Origin of the sequence: Flagellimonas onchidii, from assembly GCF_004804315.1 — a bacterium.
GTDB classification, from domain to species: Bacteria; Bacteroidota; Bacteroidia; order Flavobacteriales; family Flavobacteriaceae; genus Flagellimonas; species Flagellimonas onchidii.
Window position 1 is genome coordinate 371775 of the sequence record NZ_SRXX01000001.1, and the last position, 16623, is coordinate 388397.

Consider the following 16623-nt stretch of genomic DNA (forward strand, 5'->3'; position numbering starts at 1 on the left):
ATGAAATTATGATTTTAGCGCCTAGCTAATTCAAATAATTTTAAAATGAGAACAAAACTTAATGGATTGTTAACGCTGTTATTGGCGTTTGTTGTGCATGTTTCCTTTGCACAAGACAAGACGATTACAGGTACTGTTACGGATGCCGATGGACTTCCGTTACCTGGAGTCAATATTGTCGTTCAAGGCACCACTAATGGTACCCAAACAGATTTTGATGGAAACTATGCTATTAGTGCCAGTCAAGGTCAAACACTTCTTTTCACCTATATTGGGCAAAGACCAACAAGTAGGGCTGTAGGTTCAGAGAGCGTAATCAACGTTCAAATGCAAGAGGATACTCAAGCGCTAGAAGAAGTTGTAGTTACGGCTCTTGGTATAAAAAGAGAGAAACAAGCTCTTGGATACGCTGTTAGCGAGGTTGGAGAGGAAGAACTCGAATCACGTCCCGAAGGTGATGTAGCCAGGGTTCTTCAAGGAAAAGCCTCTGGGGTGCAGATTACCAATCAAAGTGGTCTTTCAGGATCTGGAACCAATGTTGTTATTAGAGGTTTTAGTTCATTCAGCTCTAGTAACCAAGCTCTTTTCATTGTTGACGGCGTGCCATTTAGCACAGACACCAACTCTCAAGGTAGAATAGGTGATCGTAACGACTTTATTAATGGAAACAACGGTTCAAGTAGGTTTTTGGACCTTGACCCAAACAACATTGAAAGCGTAAACGTTCTTAAAGGTTTGGCTGCGGCCACACTATACGGTTCCCAAGGTAGAAACGGGGTTATCCTGATTACTACTAAAGGTGGTTCTTCTAGAGGAGCTGGACCGAAAAAGAATGAGGTCACCATAAACGCCTCCACCTTTTTCAACGAAATCGCTTCATTACCAGATTATCAAGATGAATATGGTAATGGGTTTGACCAATCTTTCGGATGGTTTTTCAGTAACTGGGGGCCAAGCTTTAATAGAGACGGAGCTTCAGGATGGGCTGCACAAAATGCCATTGATGACAACGGAACTTTGGCTCACCCATACTCTACTGCTGCTGCTGCTACTGGTATTCCAGCGGCTTTCCCAGAATTTCAAGGAGCCAGGTATGAGTGGAGACCTTATGACAGTGTGAAGAACTTCTTTAGAACTGGAACTATCGTAAACACCTCTGTAAACGTAAGAGGGGTTTCCGATGATGGCAATATTGGTTATAATATCAACTATGGTTTCTTAAATGACCAAGGTTTTACACCAAACAATAGTGTTAACAGAAATACTTTATCTGTAGGTGGACGTGCTAAGCTGTCCAATAAGTTTACCGTTAATGGAACTTTGAACTTTGCAAGAACAAAGTTCGTTTCACCTCCAGTTGCATTAAGTCAAGGTAATGGTGCTACAGGTACAGGTTCTTCAGTTTTTGGAGATCTTTGGTTTACACCACGTAGTATTGATGTTGTAGGACTTCCTTTCCAAAACCCTGTTACCGGTGGAAGTGTTTATTACAGACAGAACAACTCTATACAACACCCATTATGGACTGTTGCCAATGCAGAGTCACAACAGCACACCAACAGGGTCTTTGGTAGCGCTACTGTTCAATACGAGATTAACGATAACCTGAACTTGGTATATCGCGCAGGTATTGATGTGTATAGTGAAAACAATATTCAGTCCCAAAACAAGGGAGGTATCAACAGTAACAGTGGTGATGTTCGATTGGCAAGTGGCGTCTACGAAACTTGGAACAACACCAACACTATTTGGGACCACAACTTAGTTTTGAACGGTTCATTTGCAATTACGGACAAAATCAACACCAACTTCAACGTAGGTGGTACATCTAGGAGAGAAATTTTTGATCAGAATGGTGTGGCCAGTGATGGACAGCAAGTATTCGGTGTTTTGAGGCATTTCAATTTCTTGAATCAAAATGAAATCCAAACGTTTACTGAGCGTAACATTGTTGGACTTTACGGTCAGGCAGAATTTGATTATGACAGCATGGTTTATCTAACAGTTGCTGCAAGAAACGATTGGGTATCCAACTTCTCCGTAGCTAACAGGTCTCTTTTCTACCCAAGTGCGAGTATCTCTGTAATTCCAACTAAAATCTTTGATGGATTGAAATCAGAGAACGTTTTGAACTATTTGAAACTTAGAGCTGGTTACGGAACTTCGGCAAACTTTGATTCATCTGCCTATCCAGTAGCTGCTACACTTCGTTTAGATACGCAGGATGCTAGAGATTCAGGAGGAAACAATGTTGTAACCAACACAAACACCCTTCTACTAGGAAACCCTGATTTGAAGCCTGAAAGATTGGACGAGTTTGAAGTGGGAATTGAAACCCGTTGGTGGGATGGAAGAATCACGTTGGATGCTTCAGCTTACAACAGGATTACAAAAGATTTGATTATCCGTCGTCCATTGGATCCAGCAACTGGTTTTGACAGAACATTTACCAATATTGGTGAAATCAACCTTCAAGGATTGGAAGCTGATTTGGGAATCAACTGGTTTAGAAGCTCTAGTGAAGGTGGCTTTAGCTGGTCTACAGACCTCAACTTTACCACTTATGAAAGTGAAGTAAAAGATTTGGGTGTAGATACAGATCAAATCATCTACTCTGGTTTTTCCAACTTAGGAAACGCTGCTATCGAGGGTGAGCCTCTTGGTGTACTTTTCGGTGGTCGCATACTGCAAGATGACAATGGCGATTTTGTTGTAGGTTCTGATGGCAACTATGTTGATGCTCCAAATGATGGAATCATTGGAGATCCGAATCCGGATTGGGTTGCTAACGTAAGAAACAGTATATCGTATAAAAACTTCACATTAGGGTTCCAATGGAACTATACCCAAGGTGGTGATGTTTACTCATCAACTATTTCTACTTTGCTGGGAAGAGGTCTAATTACCGAAACCTTAAATCGTGAAGACACATATATTTTGCCAGGTGTTGATTCTAACGGTAATCCAAACAACCGCCAGATCAATAACTCTACATTTTGGTTCAGCAACATTCTTTTTGGACCAAACGAATTGCAAGTATATGACGCTACTACTCTAAGACTACAAGAAGCTTCTTTCAGCTATTCTGTACCTCAAAAATTCTTGGACAAGACACCTTTCGGATCTTTGTCATTCACGGTTTCAGGGCAGAACTTGTGGTTTAGAGCTTTCAATACTCCAAAAGGAGCAAACTTTGACCCAAATACCTCTGGTACTGGAGTTGGTAACGGATTTGGTTTTGATTTCATCAACGGTCCGAGCTCAAGGAGATATGGTTTAAGCGTAAAAGCAACATTCTAAGAAAAAATTGATGATAATGAAAAACATAAATAAAATTTTAGTATTCTCACTTTTGGCAGGTGTATTGGCCACGTCTTGTGAGACTACCGAGTTAGACCTTACGCAAGACCCTAACTTTCTTACACCAGATCAAGCTGGAGCAGATTTTTATCTAAATTCTATTCAAGAGGATTTTGTTAGAAGTTTTGAGGGTGATGCAGATTTCGATAATAATGACAATTGGGCATCCGGAGGTAACACCAATGGTGATGGTTTCAACCTATTCGGTATGGAGCTTACCAGGATCATGAACCTTAACGGGCGTCAATATGTAAGTGCTTATCAAGCATCTGACAATGATGATGAATGGAGTAATACATATGAAGGTGTTCTTGTAGACATCAGAAGAATGACTCCTTTGGCTGTAGAAGGAGAATTGACCCACCACATAGGTATATCTCAGTTCATTGAAGCTTTCCTAATGGTTACCATGGTAGACTTCTTCGGAGATGTTCCATATAGCGAGGCAATCATCGAAGGTAATCTTAATCCAACGGTTGATCCTGGAGCGGATATCTATAACGCTGCATTGACACTTTTAGATCAAGCGATTGCTAACTTTAGAAGTACTCCGGCCGCAGAGCCTCAGTTAGATTTCTTTTATGGAAATGATTATGACAAGTGGGAAAATGCTGCCAACACGCTTAAAATGAGAATTTATGTGCAGCGCAGACTTGTTGATCCAAATGCATTGGCAAGCTTTAATGCCATAGTGGATTCTGGAGATTATATCACTGACACGGCTGACGATTTTGAATACAACTGGCCAGCGTCCAGTGCCACACAACCAGATGCTAGACATCCAAGATATGGGTTGAACTATCAAGCTGCTGGTGCAGGTGATTACCAGTCTAACTGGTTGATGAACCTAATGGACACTACTGATGATCCCCGTATTAGATATTATTTCTACAGACAATCTGAAAATGTTCCAGGAAATGGAGTAGCTCCCGACGAAGAAACATTGAACTGCTCTTTAGAAACTGCTCCCCAGCATTATGTTAATGGAGGCTTTACTTTCTGTAATCTTCCAAATGGCTATTGGGGTAGGGACCACGGAGATACCGACGGTACACCTCCAGATGGTTTCTTAAGAACTACATTTGGAACCTATCCAGTAGGCGGAAGGTTTGACGATGATAGCTTCCAGGGAATTAGCACAACATCAGGTGGCGCAGGAACGGGAGTAACTCCACTTTTAACGGCTTTTGGTGTAGATTTTATGAAAGCGGAAATGGCACTTGTTGCTGGTAATGTTCCTGCTGCAAGAATGGCATTGATCGACGGCTTCAACAAAAACTTGGCAAAAGTACAGGCTTTCTTGTCTGGTAGAGAAGCTGGAGCTGATTTATCCTTTGCTCCCACCGAAGCACAAATAACTCTTTATAGAGATACATTCTTGGCAGCTTTTGATGATGCAGACCTTGAAGGTAAGTGGGATGTTTTCGCCGAGCAGTATTGGATTGCTTTCTTTGGAAACGGTGTAGATCCATACAACTTTTACAGAAGAACCGGTTACCCTACTACGCTTCAGCCTAATTTGGAGCCAGATCCTGGTACTTTCATTAGATCATTGTACTATCCTTCAAATTCTGTAAACAACAACTCTAACATCAGTCAAAAGCTGAATCAGTCACAGCCAGTTTTCTGGGATACCAATGGCAGTGCACCTGAGGCCAATTAATAATTGCTGTGACTAAAAAATTAGAAATTATGAGAAAAACAAAAAATATATTTCTTTCAGCTACGGCCTTCCTTCTTGCATTGGGTTGTAGTGAAGATGACAAGATAACCTTGGACGTTCAGGAGAACGTTGCAAGGGGAGCTGTCCTAAGAACCATAACAAATACAGGGTCTTATAATATGTTCGACCTCTCTAGGGAGTTCAACCTAACGATAGAGGAACAAGATGTTGAGCTCGGAGCTCTCCTTGATCGTGTTGAAATGACTCTAAGCTTTGTTGATAACAATGTTCCTTCAGGAGGTACTGACAATTCTGTGGACAAAGCAACATTGGCCACTGTTCCGGCAAGTGATTTTACTGCTGGGGATTCAGGGTTACCTCGATTTGATTATACTTTGACACTTCAACAAGCGTTGACAACAACAGGTATTGACATCACCGAAATTCTTCCTGGAGATCAGTTTGTTATGGATCTTGAGTTGTTTCTAACCGATGGCAACTCCTATTCTGCAGCAGATGCTACTGGAAACGTTAGTGGAGGTTCATTCTTCAGCTCACCATTTCAGTACACAAAAACTATCAGTGATGGAATTAGCTTTTTGCTTCCATTCCAAAATGATGGTATAAATGTAGCTGACAAAACCGGTATCAATATCGCTGAAGGTGCTGTAAACGATGATTACTCAGTTACCGTATTGATTGACGATGACAACGATGGTGATTTATTGGAGACGCTTAATATCTACAGAGAGTTTATTGATAGAACCGTTGAAGAGGGAGATCCTAACCTTTCTGAAGAAGAAACTTTGTTCGAAACTTATGACATTTCAAGTTTAACTTCTGATGAAGGCGTGAGAACTCTTGAGCTTACCTATACTCTAGATCAACTTTATGGAAGTGACATCGAATTCGATGACCTTGGTGTGAATGACGAATTCCGTTTACGTTACGAAATTATCACTGCAGACGGAAGGGTTGTCACCACAACTTCTGATGGAACCGAGTATTTTGTATTGATCAACGTACTTGAATGTAAGCTATTGAATGCAGATGCTCCATTCCCAGGAGAATACACCATTAACTTCTTCGATAGCTTTGGAGGCGGTTGGGATGGTGCTACTATCGATGTTTCTGTTGACGGTTCTTCCGTAGGGTCATTTACCATCTTGGGTGGTGGTAGTGGTTCTAGAACGTTCACCGTTCCTGAAGGAGCAACATCGTTAGAGGTTACTTACGTTCCCGGAGACTTCGAAGAAGAGCACAGCTATGTGATCTTGGATCCAAACGGTAACCAGGCCGCAGCTGATCCAGGTGGTGCGCTAGGTCCTGTTGTAGGCCCTATCGGTATAGCTGTTTGTGAATAAACAAAACAATTTTACCATAAAAAAGGCACCCAAATGGGTGCCTTTTTTCTTTAGTTTTCATACGGTGAACTAATTTAGATTTTCAAACAGGCTGATTATGTCCTCTAATTGTAATTTATCCGGATTGTTTGACACTAATAAATGACAGTTTTTCATCAACCAATAGGCTGACGAACATTAATTATAGTATATTTCTTCAATGGAAGCATTAGTCAAAAAAACTAAAGTCCTACTACTTGCGATATCCCTTCTACTGGTCAACGGATGCCATACAAAACCAAAGGATGTAGAATCCCCCGAAGCATCAAAGTCTTCAATTACTCAGCAACCTTTATTCAAAAAACTTGGAACATCATCTACCAATATTGATTTTGCCAATACTATTCAGCACGATGTATCCACTATGCACAACCTCTTCGACTATGACTACTTCTATAATGGTGCAGGAGTAGGCGTGGAAGATTTAAACAATGATGGACTTCTAGATATTGTCTTTTGCGGAAACCAAGTACCAAATCGCGTATATTTCAATCAAGGTGATCTTAAATTCACCGACGTTACCGAAACCTCGGGAATAAGTCGTAAAAAACATTGGTCCAACGGAATCACTTTTGCCGACGTCAACAACGATGGTTGGATGGACATCTACATTTCCCAAGGAGGGCCAAACTCAAGGGAAAACCGAAAAAATTTACTTTTCATCAATCAAAAAGATGGAAGCTTTTCCGAAAAAGCTGAAGAATACGGATTGGACGATATGGGAATCAGCACACAATCTGCTTTTTTGGATTATGACAACGATGGCGATTTGGATTGCATTGTAATGAACGAGAACGAACTTTATGGTTTGGATCCTATTAGTTTGAACAAATACGCTAAATCCAACGAGGAAAACATTTATTATAATTCATCACATCTATACCGAAACGATAACGGTAAATTCAAAGACATTACCAAAGAGGCTGGATTGGAAAAACCCATATTTGGTCTAGGTCTCATGGTTTCGGACATCAATGAAGATGGTTGGATGGACATCTATATGGCCAGTGACTATTATTTACCCGATGTACTTTACATCAACAATAAAAATGGCACCTTCTCAGATCAAATCAAGAAGACCACCAACCAAATCTCATTTTATGGCATGGGAATCGACGTTGCCGATATCAACAACGATGCCCTTCAAGACATTTTTGTGTTGGATATGGCTGCCAATGACCATGTAAGGTCAAAAACTTTAATGGCGTCAATGAGCACGGGGCGATTTGATTATTTGGTCAACAAAGCAGATTTTCAATACCAATACATGTACAACTCCCTTCAAAAAAATATGGGGAACCTAAAGTTCAACAATATAGCCCAAATGTCAGGTGTGGCTAACACTGATTGGAGCTGGTCCGTATTGATGAACGATTTTGACCTCGACGGCCATAAAGAAATCCATGTGACCAATGGATACCGGCGCTACGCTTTGGACAACGACCTACAAAGGCAGGTTTTTGAAGCTCGTCAAAAATATGGCAATAATGTACCCTTGGCCATAAAACAACAACTTTACAACGCTATGCCCTCGGAGAAGCTGCCCAATATTATGTACAAAAGAAATTCAGAGTTACATTTTGAAAATGTTTCCTCGGACTGGGGATTGGACGATTTTTCTTTTAGCAATGGCGCTGTATCGGCAGATTTGGATAATGATGGCGACTTTGACCTGATTATCAACAACATGGATGACCGTGCTTTCATCTATCAAAATCTCTCCGTAGAAGAAGAAACCGGAAACTACCTCAAAGTAATTGCCAATGGCGATGCTTCCGAAGAGTTCGCAAAGGTTATGATCAATGTTGGCGAACAAGCGCAATTCATAGAAATAAAACGTGTACGGGGTTACAGATCATCACAGGAAAATAATGCCCTATTTGGGCTTGGAGAGGCAAAAATGATAGATACCGTAACAGTCTATTGGAGAAACGGGAAAATGGAACAAAAAACCAACGTCCCTGCGAATACCACACTTACATTTCTTAAAAAAGACGCCAAAACACCCTATAGGACAGATAATAAAGAAGGTTACTTTCAAAAAACACCAAACGGTAATTTTGGGGTAGATTTTGTACATAAAGAAAATGTTTACGACGATTTTGAAGATGAAATATTATTGCCTTACAAGCAATCCAACCTAGGACCGTTCATTTCAAAAGGAGATGTGAACAATGATGGCTTCATGGATTTTTATGTCGGTGGTGCCTCAGGACAAGCTGGTCAAATCTATCTACAGACCGCATCGGGTTTTACCAAAGGTAACTCCCCTGCCCTTTCCAATGATGCGCAATTTGAAGATATGGAATCGATGTTCTTCGATTTTGACAACGACAACGATCTCGATTTATATGTTACCAGTGGAGGTAATGAGTTTGCGGAACACTCCTCTTATCATACCGACAGAATTTATATCAATAATGGTAAGGGCCAGTTCAGCAGACTTGGGAGCGACGCCCTTGGCTCTTTCCCCAAAAATGGAAAAGCAGTAAGTTTTATTGATTTTGACCAAGATGGTGACAAAGATATTCTGGTGGGCAACAGGATTATACCAAAAATGTATCCAAACCATCAACCATCAGCACTGTTCGAAAACGTAAATGGCGAGCTTATTGAGGCCACCGAAAAGGTCGTTCCAGAATTTTTGGATTTTGGTATCGTAAACGACATTCTCACCACAGATGTCAATAATGACGGATGGATGGACTTTATTGCCGTTGGCGAATGGACCGGTATAGGTGTTTTTATTAATAATAAAGGAACTTTTAAAAACGTTGGTCAAGAAAATAATGCTTTAAAAGAAAAGGGATGGTGGTTTTCAGTCAATGAAACTGACATAAACAATGACGGTTTAAAAGACTATATCATCGGAAATATAGGCCTTAATATTAAGTTCAAAGCTTCCCCAGAAAAACCGTTTAAAATCTATGCCACCGATTTTGATGACAACGGCACCAACGATATTGTGTTGAGCAAAAAATATAACGGGGCTTATGTTCCCGTACGCGGCAGGGAGTGTTCCTCTCAGCAAATGCCCTTTATAAAACAAAAATTTGAAACCTATACCGAATTTGCCAATGCAAGCCTTTCAGATATTTATGGTGAAAAATTGAATTCATCTTACGAAAATAGTGTCACCCAGTTTGAATCTGTTTTATTGATCAACAAAGGTGATGGTAATTTTGAAAAAAAGTTACTCCCAACGGAAGCACAAACATTTCCTTTGTTGGATTGTGTTTTCATCGACCTGAACCAAGACGGTTTTGAAGATGTCATAACCGCCGGAAATATTTACGAGACAGAAGTGGAGACCCCTCGTTTGGATGCTATCTCAGGTGTTGTGCTCTTATCAAATGGAAAAGATGGATATCAACCCCTTTCGCACGAAGATTCTGGATTGTTTTTGGACGGAAATGTCAAAAGCATTGAACTTATTGAAGGTCCCAACAACACAAAATACTTACTTAGTGCCGCAAACAATGGGGCATTGACAATCTATAAAGTTTCTTCTTAAGCAGAAGTAACTTACCTTGCGCCAAAATTGAAAGATACCATGAGCAACCAAATCTATGGAATAAGGGCAATTCTCGAAGCCATCCATGCCGAGCAACCCATAAACAAGATATTTCTTCAAAAAGGGCTTGGCGGGGAGTTGTTCAAGGAACTGGAAACCGAAATCCGTAAAAATGGCCTCAGCAGTTCGTATGTTCCCATTGAAAAGCTGAACCGATTAACAAAAAACAACCATCAAGGGGCTGTTGCGAATATTTCTCCCGTTGCGTTTCACAATTTTGAGGATTTGGTCGAGAAGGTCCTCGAAAATGATAAAACCCCTTTCTTTTTACTATTGGATCAAGTCTCCGATGTCCGAAATTTTGGTGCCATCATAAGAACGGCTGAATGTTGTGGTGTCGATGCCATCATTGTTCCGAAAAATGGAACGGCCCCCATAACCGATGACACGGTCAAAACCTCGGCTGGTGCCGCTTTTAATGTTCCCATTGCCAAAGTGGACCATCTAAAAGATGCACTGTTTTACCTTCAGTCTTCAGATATAAAGATCGTTGCTGCTACCGAAAAAGGAAATGACAGCATTTACGATATAGACTTTAATCAACCTGCGGCCATTATAATGGGTTCTGAAGACAAAGGCATTTCGCCCTCCATTCTCAATCTTGTGGACCATAAAGCAAAACTTCCCTTAATGGGTGGAATTGGCTCTTTGAATGTTTCTGTGGCCTGCGGCGTTTTTTTATACGAAGTGGTTCGCCAACGAATGCGTTAAGGCCAGACTATCAATTAAGTTTTTAGCAAATTGATTCTGCAGTGTTTTTGGCATGAATCTCGCTAATACCAATAAACAATTATCAATGTCAAGTTCAACACGATAAACTGTCAAGTAGTTACTTTTCACTATCCCACTATCCCACTATTCCACTATTCCACTATTCCACTATTTCACTATCCAACCATCCAATAAGCCAACAATCGAATACCAAACCCCTAGTCCGTAGCCTTCCATTCTTTACTTGTAGCCCGAAGCCTTTCGGCCGTCGTAGCCAAGCCACTTTGGCAAAGAAGACCGGCGAAGGATCTATCCAACAACCAAACCCCTGGTCCGAAGCCTTTCGGCCGTCGTACCCAAGCCACTTTGGCGAAGAAGGCTGGCGAAGGATCTATCCAACACCAAACACCAGACCTCTGATTTTCTGATTTCTGGCCTCTGATTTCTGACCACTGCCAACTGAACGGTTCACCGTACTCCCCCATCCGTCAACCCAAACGGGCCATCCGTCAATTGGGAGCAATGGGCCATACATTGGCAGGCTAACTTAGCGGTATTCACTTAAATACTAAATACCATGAGAAATAAGCTAAAATTGCGCCATCGAGCGCCATCGAGCGTAAAACCCCAAAAAAGATCTTTACTATTGGCCCTATTGCTCATCGGGGCCGTATCCTGTAGCAAGGATGATGAACCTGCCAACAGGGCCCCTGTTGTGGAGGCCAAGACCATTACGGTAGATGAGACCGCAACCGGCCAAATAGGTACGGTAACGGCAAGCGACCCCGACGGGGATGAAATAACCCTTGGCTTCTCCACCAACTACAAAGGACTGTACGTGATCACCGATGCCGGGGCACTGAGCCTGGCAACGGGCAAGAGCCTCGATGGCGAAGCCTCGCACAGCATAACGGTAACTGCCTTTGACGGGGCACTGTCGGGGGATGGGAAGGTCACCATAAACATAAACAACGTGAACAAGGCCCCAGAGATAACGGCTGACCAAGTGTTCGAGGTGGACGAGAACGTTGAAGGCGCCGAGGTTGGAACAGTAGATGCGACCGATCCTGATGGCGACACACTTGAATTTGAGATTGTGACCGATATCACCGACCCTGCCAACGGCCTTTTTGTGATCGATAAGGCAACAGGGATATTGAGCTTGGACGAGGGCAAAACGCTCGATTTTGAAGGCACTCCGTCCTATACATTGACCGTGAGCGTAACGGACGGCACCGTTGCAACCGAAGCCGGGATTACTATAAATGTGGTTGATGATGAATTGTTGTCCGACGACCCCAACTCCTTTATCACTGTTTGGACAACCGATGTCGCCAATGTAGAGATTATACTGAACGAGAATGCTGGGGTAAATAATTTTGAATTTGACTACACCATAGATTGGGGAGATGGCACCGTTGAAGAGAACCTTACAAATGGAAAGATTACACACCAGTATGCTGAACCGGGGACCTATACCGTGGCCATTGCCGGGCAGTTTCCCGTATTTTTTCCATTCGTTTCACAAGAGTATATTACCAGTTTGGAGCAATGAGGCAATATCCAATGGGGATTTATTTCCTTTACTGGAGTCGATGGTATGGAGTACAATGCCGAGGATATTCCCGACCTTTCAAATAGTGTTGGATTAGTTAATACATTTTCAAGTTGCAATATCATCTTTAATACAAGCATCGCTGATTGGGACGTATCCAGTGTGACCACTATGAGATCTATGTTCTTTAACAACAATTCATTTAACCAGGATATCAGCGATTGGGACGTATCCAGTGTGACCGATATGGGCCAAATGTTCGCTGGAGCAGTTGCCTTTAACCAAGACATCAGTGATTGGGTCGTGTCCAGTGTGACCAGTATGAGCCAAATGTTCATTGGGGCAGATGCTTTTAACCAAGACATCAGTGGCTGGGACGTATCCAGTGTTATAGGCATGGAGTCCATGTTTCGACAAGCAGCCGCCTTTAACCAAGATATCAGTGGTTGGAACGTGTCCAGTGTTACCAGTATGAGCTTCATGTTCGAAGATGCTACAGCTTTTAATCAAAATTTAGGGGCCTGGAACATAAGTAATGTAACCAGTATGGTCAATATGTTGGATAATTCAGGGATGTCCCCACAGAATTTTGGTGCCACTCTTATAGGTTGGGCCAACCCACCCGAAGGACAGACAATACCACAGAACATAATTCTGGGCTCTGAGGGCATGGCTCTCTGCGAAGATGACACAGATGCCCAGCTAGCTGCATTATCTCTGTTGGCTGAACCAAATTGGACTTTTGACGGAGTTGGAAATCCCGTTCCTTGTGACTAAACCATTGAACAGAACACTGTAAAATATTAAAAAGGAGGCTAAGCCTCCTTTTTTTGTTTTGTGATGTATTGTATCCCGCACCTGATGCGGGATACATCCCAATTTGTTATTCCGTGCTTGATGTGGGATCCACGGGGTTGATTGCTTCTAACTATAAGATTTCTGCTTCCGCAGGAATGCCATAAAAATACAAGAATGAAAAAAACCAAAGTGTTTGCATTATTCAGGCGAGTATTCCGTCAAGTACCATCATCAAAAATTCATTATTTGCTCTTTTAATCCTTCGAGTCTTTTTTATAATGATATTTGATTTCGATTTTAGCATTTGTTTCTTCTGGAGGAACTTCTATAAAATTCCCATCGTCATCAAAATGTTTTAAAAAAGGATCGTTCTCTTCGTTATAATCTTCACGCTCCCAATCATACTTTTTTTGCTTCGGGACTTTCACCTTCAAACCCACTGCCAAAACAAGCCCTGCAACAAACCCAGAAAGGTGCCCCTCCCATGAAATCCCTTCTTCAATCGGGAATATGTACCATATCATACTTCCATAGATAAAGACCACCACCAAAGATAGAGCAATCAACCTAAAATGCTTTGCAAATACTCCTTTAAAGAAAATAAAGCTTGCCAAAACATAGATGATTCCACTTGCCCCAATATGGTATGATGTTCTACCAATGACCCAGGTCAACATTCCCGATATCAACACCCCCCAAATCAACGTTTTTAAGGCCACCGACCGATAGAAATAGAACAGAAAGGCGGTCAATATGGCCAAAGGAATGGTATTATTGTACAAATGCTCCAATGAACCATGTATAAAAGGACTCAGAACAACACCCCTAAGTCCTATAAGTCTTCGAGGGTAAATACCAAATTCGTTAAAGTTTTGTCCAAGCTGTAGCTCAATCCAAAAAACTGTCCAAATAGAAAGTACAGCCAAAAAAGGAGCTATTAAAACGCTATTGGAAAATTTGAAGTAATTGGTATCGGACATAGTGCTAAATTATCAAACATCTAGCCATTCCTGTAAATTACACATTTTGTCATGCTCTAAAACGTAAAGCAATGTGAATCTCGAATAAGAAATTTATGTCAGTTAGAGTGCCGAGTGTATCAAAAAACCAATAATTCATCTTAATCTTAAAAGAATGAAATCGTTTTTCAATGGAGAGTTGTCATTCCTGCGAAGGCAGGAATCCAAAAAAACAATATATATTAGATTCCGCATCAAGTGCGGAATGACAAACTTGGTGCAAATAATTTATAGAAATTACAATAAAATCGCAGGGTTTTTAATCTTCTCCCTGCCAATAAATTCCTTCCAGAAAAACACTTCTCGATACTAAATTTCCATGAAATTTCACTCGAAATGACATCTTATCCCTTAAGCAAGATTCTCGCTAAAGCAAATACCTCGTACAAATTTGTCTTATTTTTATCCGTATGAACGAACCTTTGGCAGAACGCATACGGCCCAAAACATTGGAAGCTTATATAAGCCAGAACCATTTGGTAGGTGAAAATGGCTCATTGACCCATCAAATTAAAAATGGCATTATTCCCTCGCTTATTTTGTGGGGGCCTCCGGGTACGGGAAAGACCACCTTGGCCAACATTATTGCTAATGAAAGTCAAAGGCCATTTTATACCCTTAGTGCCATAAGTAGTGGTGTAAAAGATGTAAGAGAGGTAATCGACAAGGCCAAACAGGCCGGAGGTCTCTTTACCGCCAAAAACCCCATTTTGTTTATTGATGAAATTCATCGTTTCAGCAAATCACAACAAGACTCTTTATTGGGCGCCGTGGAAAAGGGATGGGTGACTCTGATTGGTGCTACTACGGAAAACCCAAGTTTTGAGGTGATTCCGGCACTCTTGTCCCGATGTCAGGTATATATCTTAAATCCTTTTGAAAAGGGAGATCTAGAAGCTCTTTTGGATAGGGCCATGACCACTGACGCCATGTTAAAGTCAAAAAAGATAGATTTAAAAGAGACGGAAGCCCTGCTTCGACTCTCTGGTGGCGATGGACGAAAATTACTAAACATTTTCGAGCTTATTGTCAATTCAGAAACCGGGGATAACGTAACCGTAACCAATGACCTTGTACTTCAAAAAGTTCAGAAGAACACAGTACTTTATGACAAAACCGGAGAACAACATTATGATATCATCTCTGCTTTTATCAAATCGGTACGAGGAAGTGACCCGAACGCTGCAGTATATTGGCTCGCCAGAATGATTGAGGGCGGCGAAGATGTTAAGTTTATTGCCAGAAGAATGGTGATTTTGGCTTCGGAGGATATTGGCAATGCGAACCCTACCGCTTTGGTGCTGGCAAATTCAGCCTTTCAAGCTGTAAACACTATCGGCTATCCAGAAGCACGAATCATTCTAAGCCAATGTGCAACATATCTGGCAAGTTCACCGAAAAGTAATGCTAGTTATATGGCAATAAAGGCCGCGCAGCAAAAAGTCAAGGAAACAGGAGATTTATCTGTTCCTCTAGCCATACGAAATGCTCCAACTAAGTTGATGAAAGACCTAGGGTACGGAAAAGGGTATGATTATGCCCATGATCACAAAGACAATTTCGTCGACTTTGAATTTTTGCCCGAAGAAATATCAGGAACCACATTTTATAAACCCGGAAAAAATCCCCGTGAAAATGCGATGAAAGAGTTCTTAAAAAATCACTGGAAAAATAAATACCAGTTCTAGAACTTGATATTTAATTCTTTTGACTTTTTACCAGCGTCATCAGCATACTCCAGAATCCATTTTCCGTCTTGATTAGTGAGCATACCGCTTTTACCGTTATGGTTCACCAGAAAAATATCATCCACAGAGGTTTTCGTCAACTTCATGACTACTTTTGGAGTACTATCTACAAGTTGGTATCCATTATCAATGGGCTGGGCATACAAAAGAGTTCCGTCAGCAAGTTTTTGGCTCTTTTCTGCCTTTGTATATGAAGACTCTTTTGGCTTGACACTCTTATAGGTTTGATTTTCCGGTGTTGCTTCTTGAATTATAACTTCTTCCACTGGTTTTTCCTCGACTGTTTTGATATCATTCCGAAAACTGACAACAATCGGTTCTTCTGAAACCTCCTGCTTTTCATCAGTTTCGGGGGTGTAAGCGTAGTTCATTCCATTAAATGAGATAAAGGCATCATAAAGTGCTTCTCTATACGCTTTTTGATACTCTTTAATTTTGCTTTTACCCTCAATAGACCTAAAAACCTCATTCGACTGACAGTCTTTTAACACAATTGCCGTTTTGGTTGAAAACAAAGCTGAGTTGTCTTCCAAATCCGCCAACAATCCCAAACATCTATTAATGGTCAAATCATCTGGCAAGGCATCATCGTAAACGGCATTAAAACCATTTTTGGTGAACAAATGCTTGATTATAGTGCTGGTCTGATGCTTATTCGGAGTTTTGAAAGCGTCAAAATGTTTGGGCACAATAATATATTTATACTTGTTCAATTGCCCATTCATAGACCCGCTCAAACCTATCACAAATACCGCTAAAATTAATACTCTTAGTTTCATACCTTGTAACAAA

Annotated in this window: 11 protein-coding genes; 8 read left to right on the forward strand and 3 right to left on the reverse strand. The window is 41.2% G+C overall.

Features of this window, described 5'->3' with window-relative positions; genetic code table 11:
- The first annotated feature begins 45 nt into the window (after window positions 1-45).
- From E4661_RS01550 to rlmB, 5 genes are all read left to right on the forward strand, one after another.
- On the forward strand, window positions 46-3300 hold the full coding sequence (locus E4661_RS01550) for a SusC/RagA family TonB-linked outer membrane protein (protein ID WP_136465053.1): 3255 nt from the start codon (window positions 46-48) through the stop codon (window positions 3298-3300).
- Window positions 3301-3316: 16 nt separating this feature from the next.
- Window positions 3317-5023, forward strand: a complete 1707-nt coding sequence (locus tag E4661_RS01555) for a SusD/RagB family nutrient-binding outer membrane lipoprotein (protein ID WP_136465054.1) — start codon at window positions 3317-3319, stop codon at window positions 5021-5023.
- Window positions 5024-5052: 29 nt separating this feature from the next.
- Window positions 5053-6387 carry a hypothetical protein gene (locus tag E4661_RS01560; RefSeq protein ID WP_136465055.1) on the forward strand — a complete coding sequence of 445 codons (1335 nt, stop codon included), beginning with the start codon at window positions 5053-5055 and terminating at the stop codon, window positions 6385-6387.
- Between the two features lie 199 nt (window positions 6388-6586).
- Window positions 6587-9940 carry a VCBS repeat-containing protein gene (locus E4661_RS01565; protein WP_136465056.1) on the forward strand — a complete coding sequence of 1118 codons (3354 nt, stop codon included), beginning with the start codon at window positions 6587-6589 and terminating at the stop codon, window positions 9938-9940.
- A 39-nt stretch (window positions 9941-9979) separates the two neighbouring features.
- On the forward strand, window positions 9980-10711 hold the full coding sequence (gene rlmB, locus E4661_RS01570; protein ID WP_136465057.1) for a 23S rRNA (guanosine(2251)-2'-O)-methyltransferase RlmB: 732 nt from the start codon (window positions 9980-9982) through the stop codon (window positions 10709-10711).
- A 391-nt stretch (window positions 10712-11102) separates the two neighbouring features.
- On the opposite strand, the gene E4661_RS18990 is transcribed toward rlmB, so the two are convergent.
- Entirely contained in the window at window positions 11103-11246 is a 144-nt protein-coding gene (locus E4661_RS18990; RefSeq protein WP_168796306.1) for a hypothetical protein, read from the reverse strand.
- Between the two features lie 42 nt (window positions 11247-11288).
- Between E4661_RS18990 and E4661_RS01575 the strand changes: the two genes are divergently transcribed.
- Window positions 11289-12266, forward strand: a complete 978-nt coding sequence (locus E4661_RS01575) for a cadherin repeat domain-containing protein (protein WP_136465058.1) — start codon at window positions 11289-11291, stop codon at window positions 12264-12266.
- 45 nt (window positions 12267-12311) lie between these two features.
- Window positions 12312-13043 carry a BspA family leucine-rich repeat surface protein gene (locus E4661_RS01580; RefSeq protein ID WP_136465059.1) on the forward strand — a complete coding sequence of 244 codons (732 nt, stop codon included), beginning with the start codon at window positions 12312-12314 and terminating at the stop codon, window positions 13041-13043.
- A 275-nt stretch (window positions 13044-13318) separates the two neighbouring features.
- On the opposite strand, the gene E4661_RS01585 is transcribed toward E4661_RS01580, so the two are convergent.
- Entirely contained in the window at window positions 13319-14044 is a 726-nt protein-coding gene (locus E4661_RS01585; protein WP_136465060.1) for a rhomboid family intramembrane serine protease, read from the reverse strand.
- Window positions 14045-14493: 449 nt separating this feature from the next.
- Between E4661_RS01585 and E4661_RS01590 the strand changes: the two genes are divergently transcribed.
- Window positions 14494-15771: a replication-associated recombination protein A gene (locus tag E4661_RS01590; protein ID WP_136465061.1), complete on the forward strand. Its 1278-nt coding sequence runs from the start codon at window positions 14494-14496 to the stop codon at window positions 15769-15771.
- Here the strand turns inward: E4661_RS01590 and E4661_RS01595 are convergent.
- A complete protein-coding gene (locus E4661_RS01595; protein ID WP_136465062.1) occupies window positions 15768-16610 on the reverse strand; it encodes a hypothetical protein in 843 nt (280 codons plus the stop codon). The two genes, E4661_RS01590 and E4661_RS01595, sit on opposite strands and share 4 nt — an antisense overlap.
- Window positions 16611-16623 lie beyond the last annotated feature (13 nt).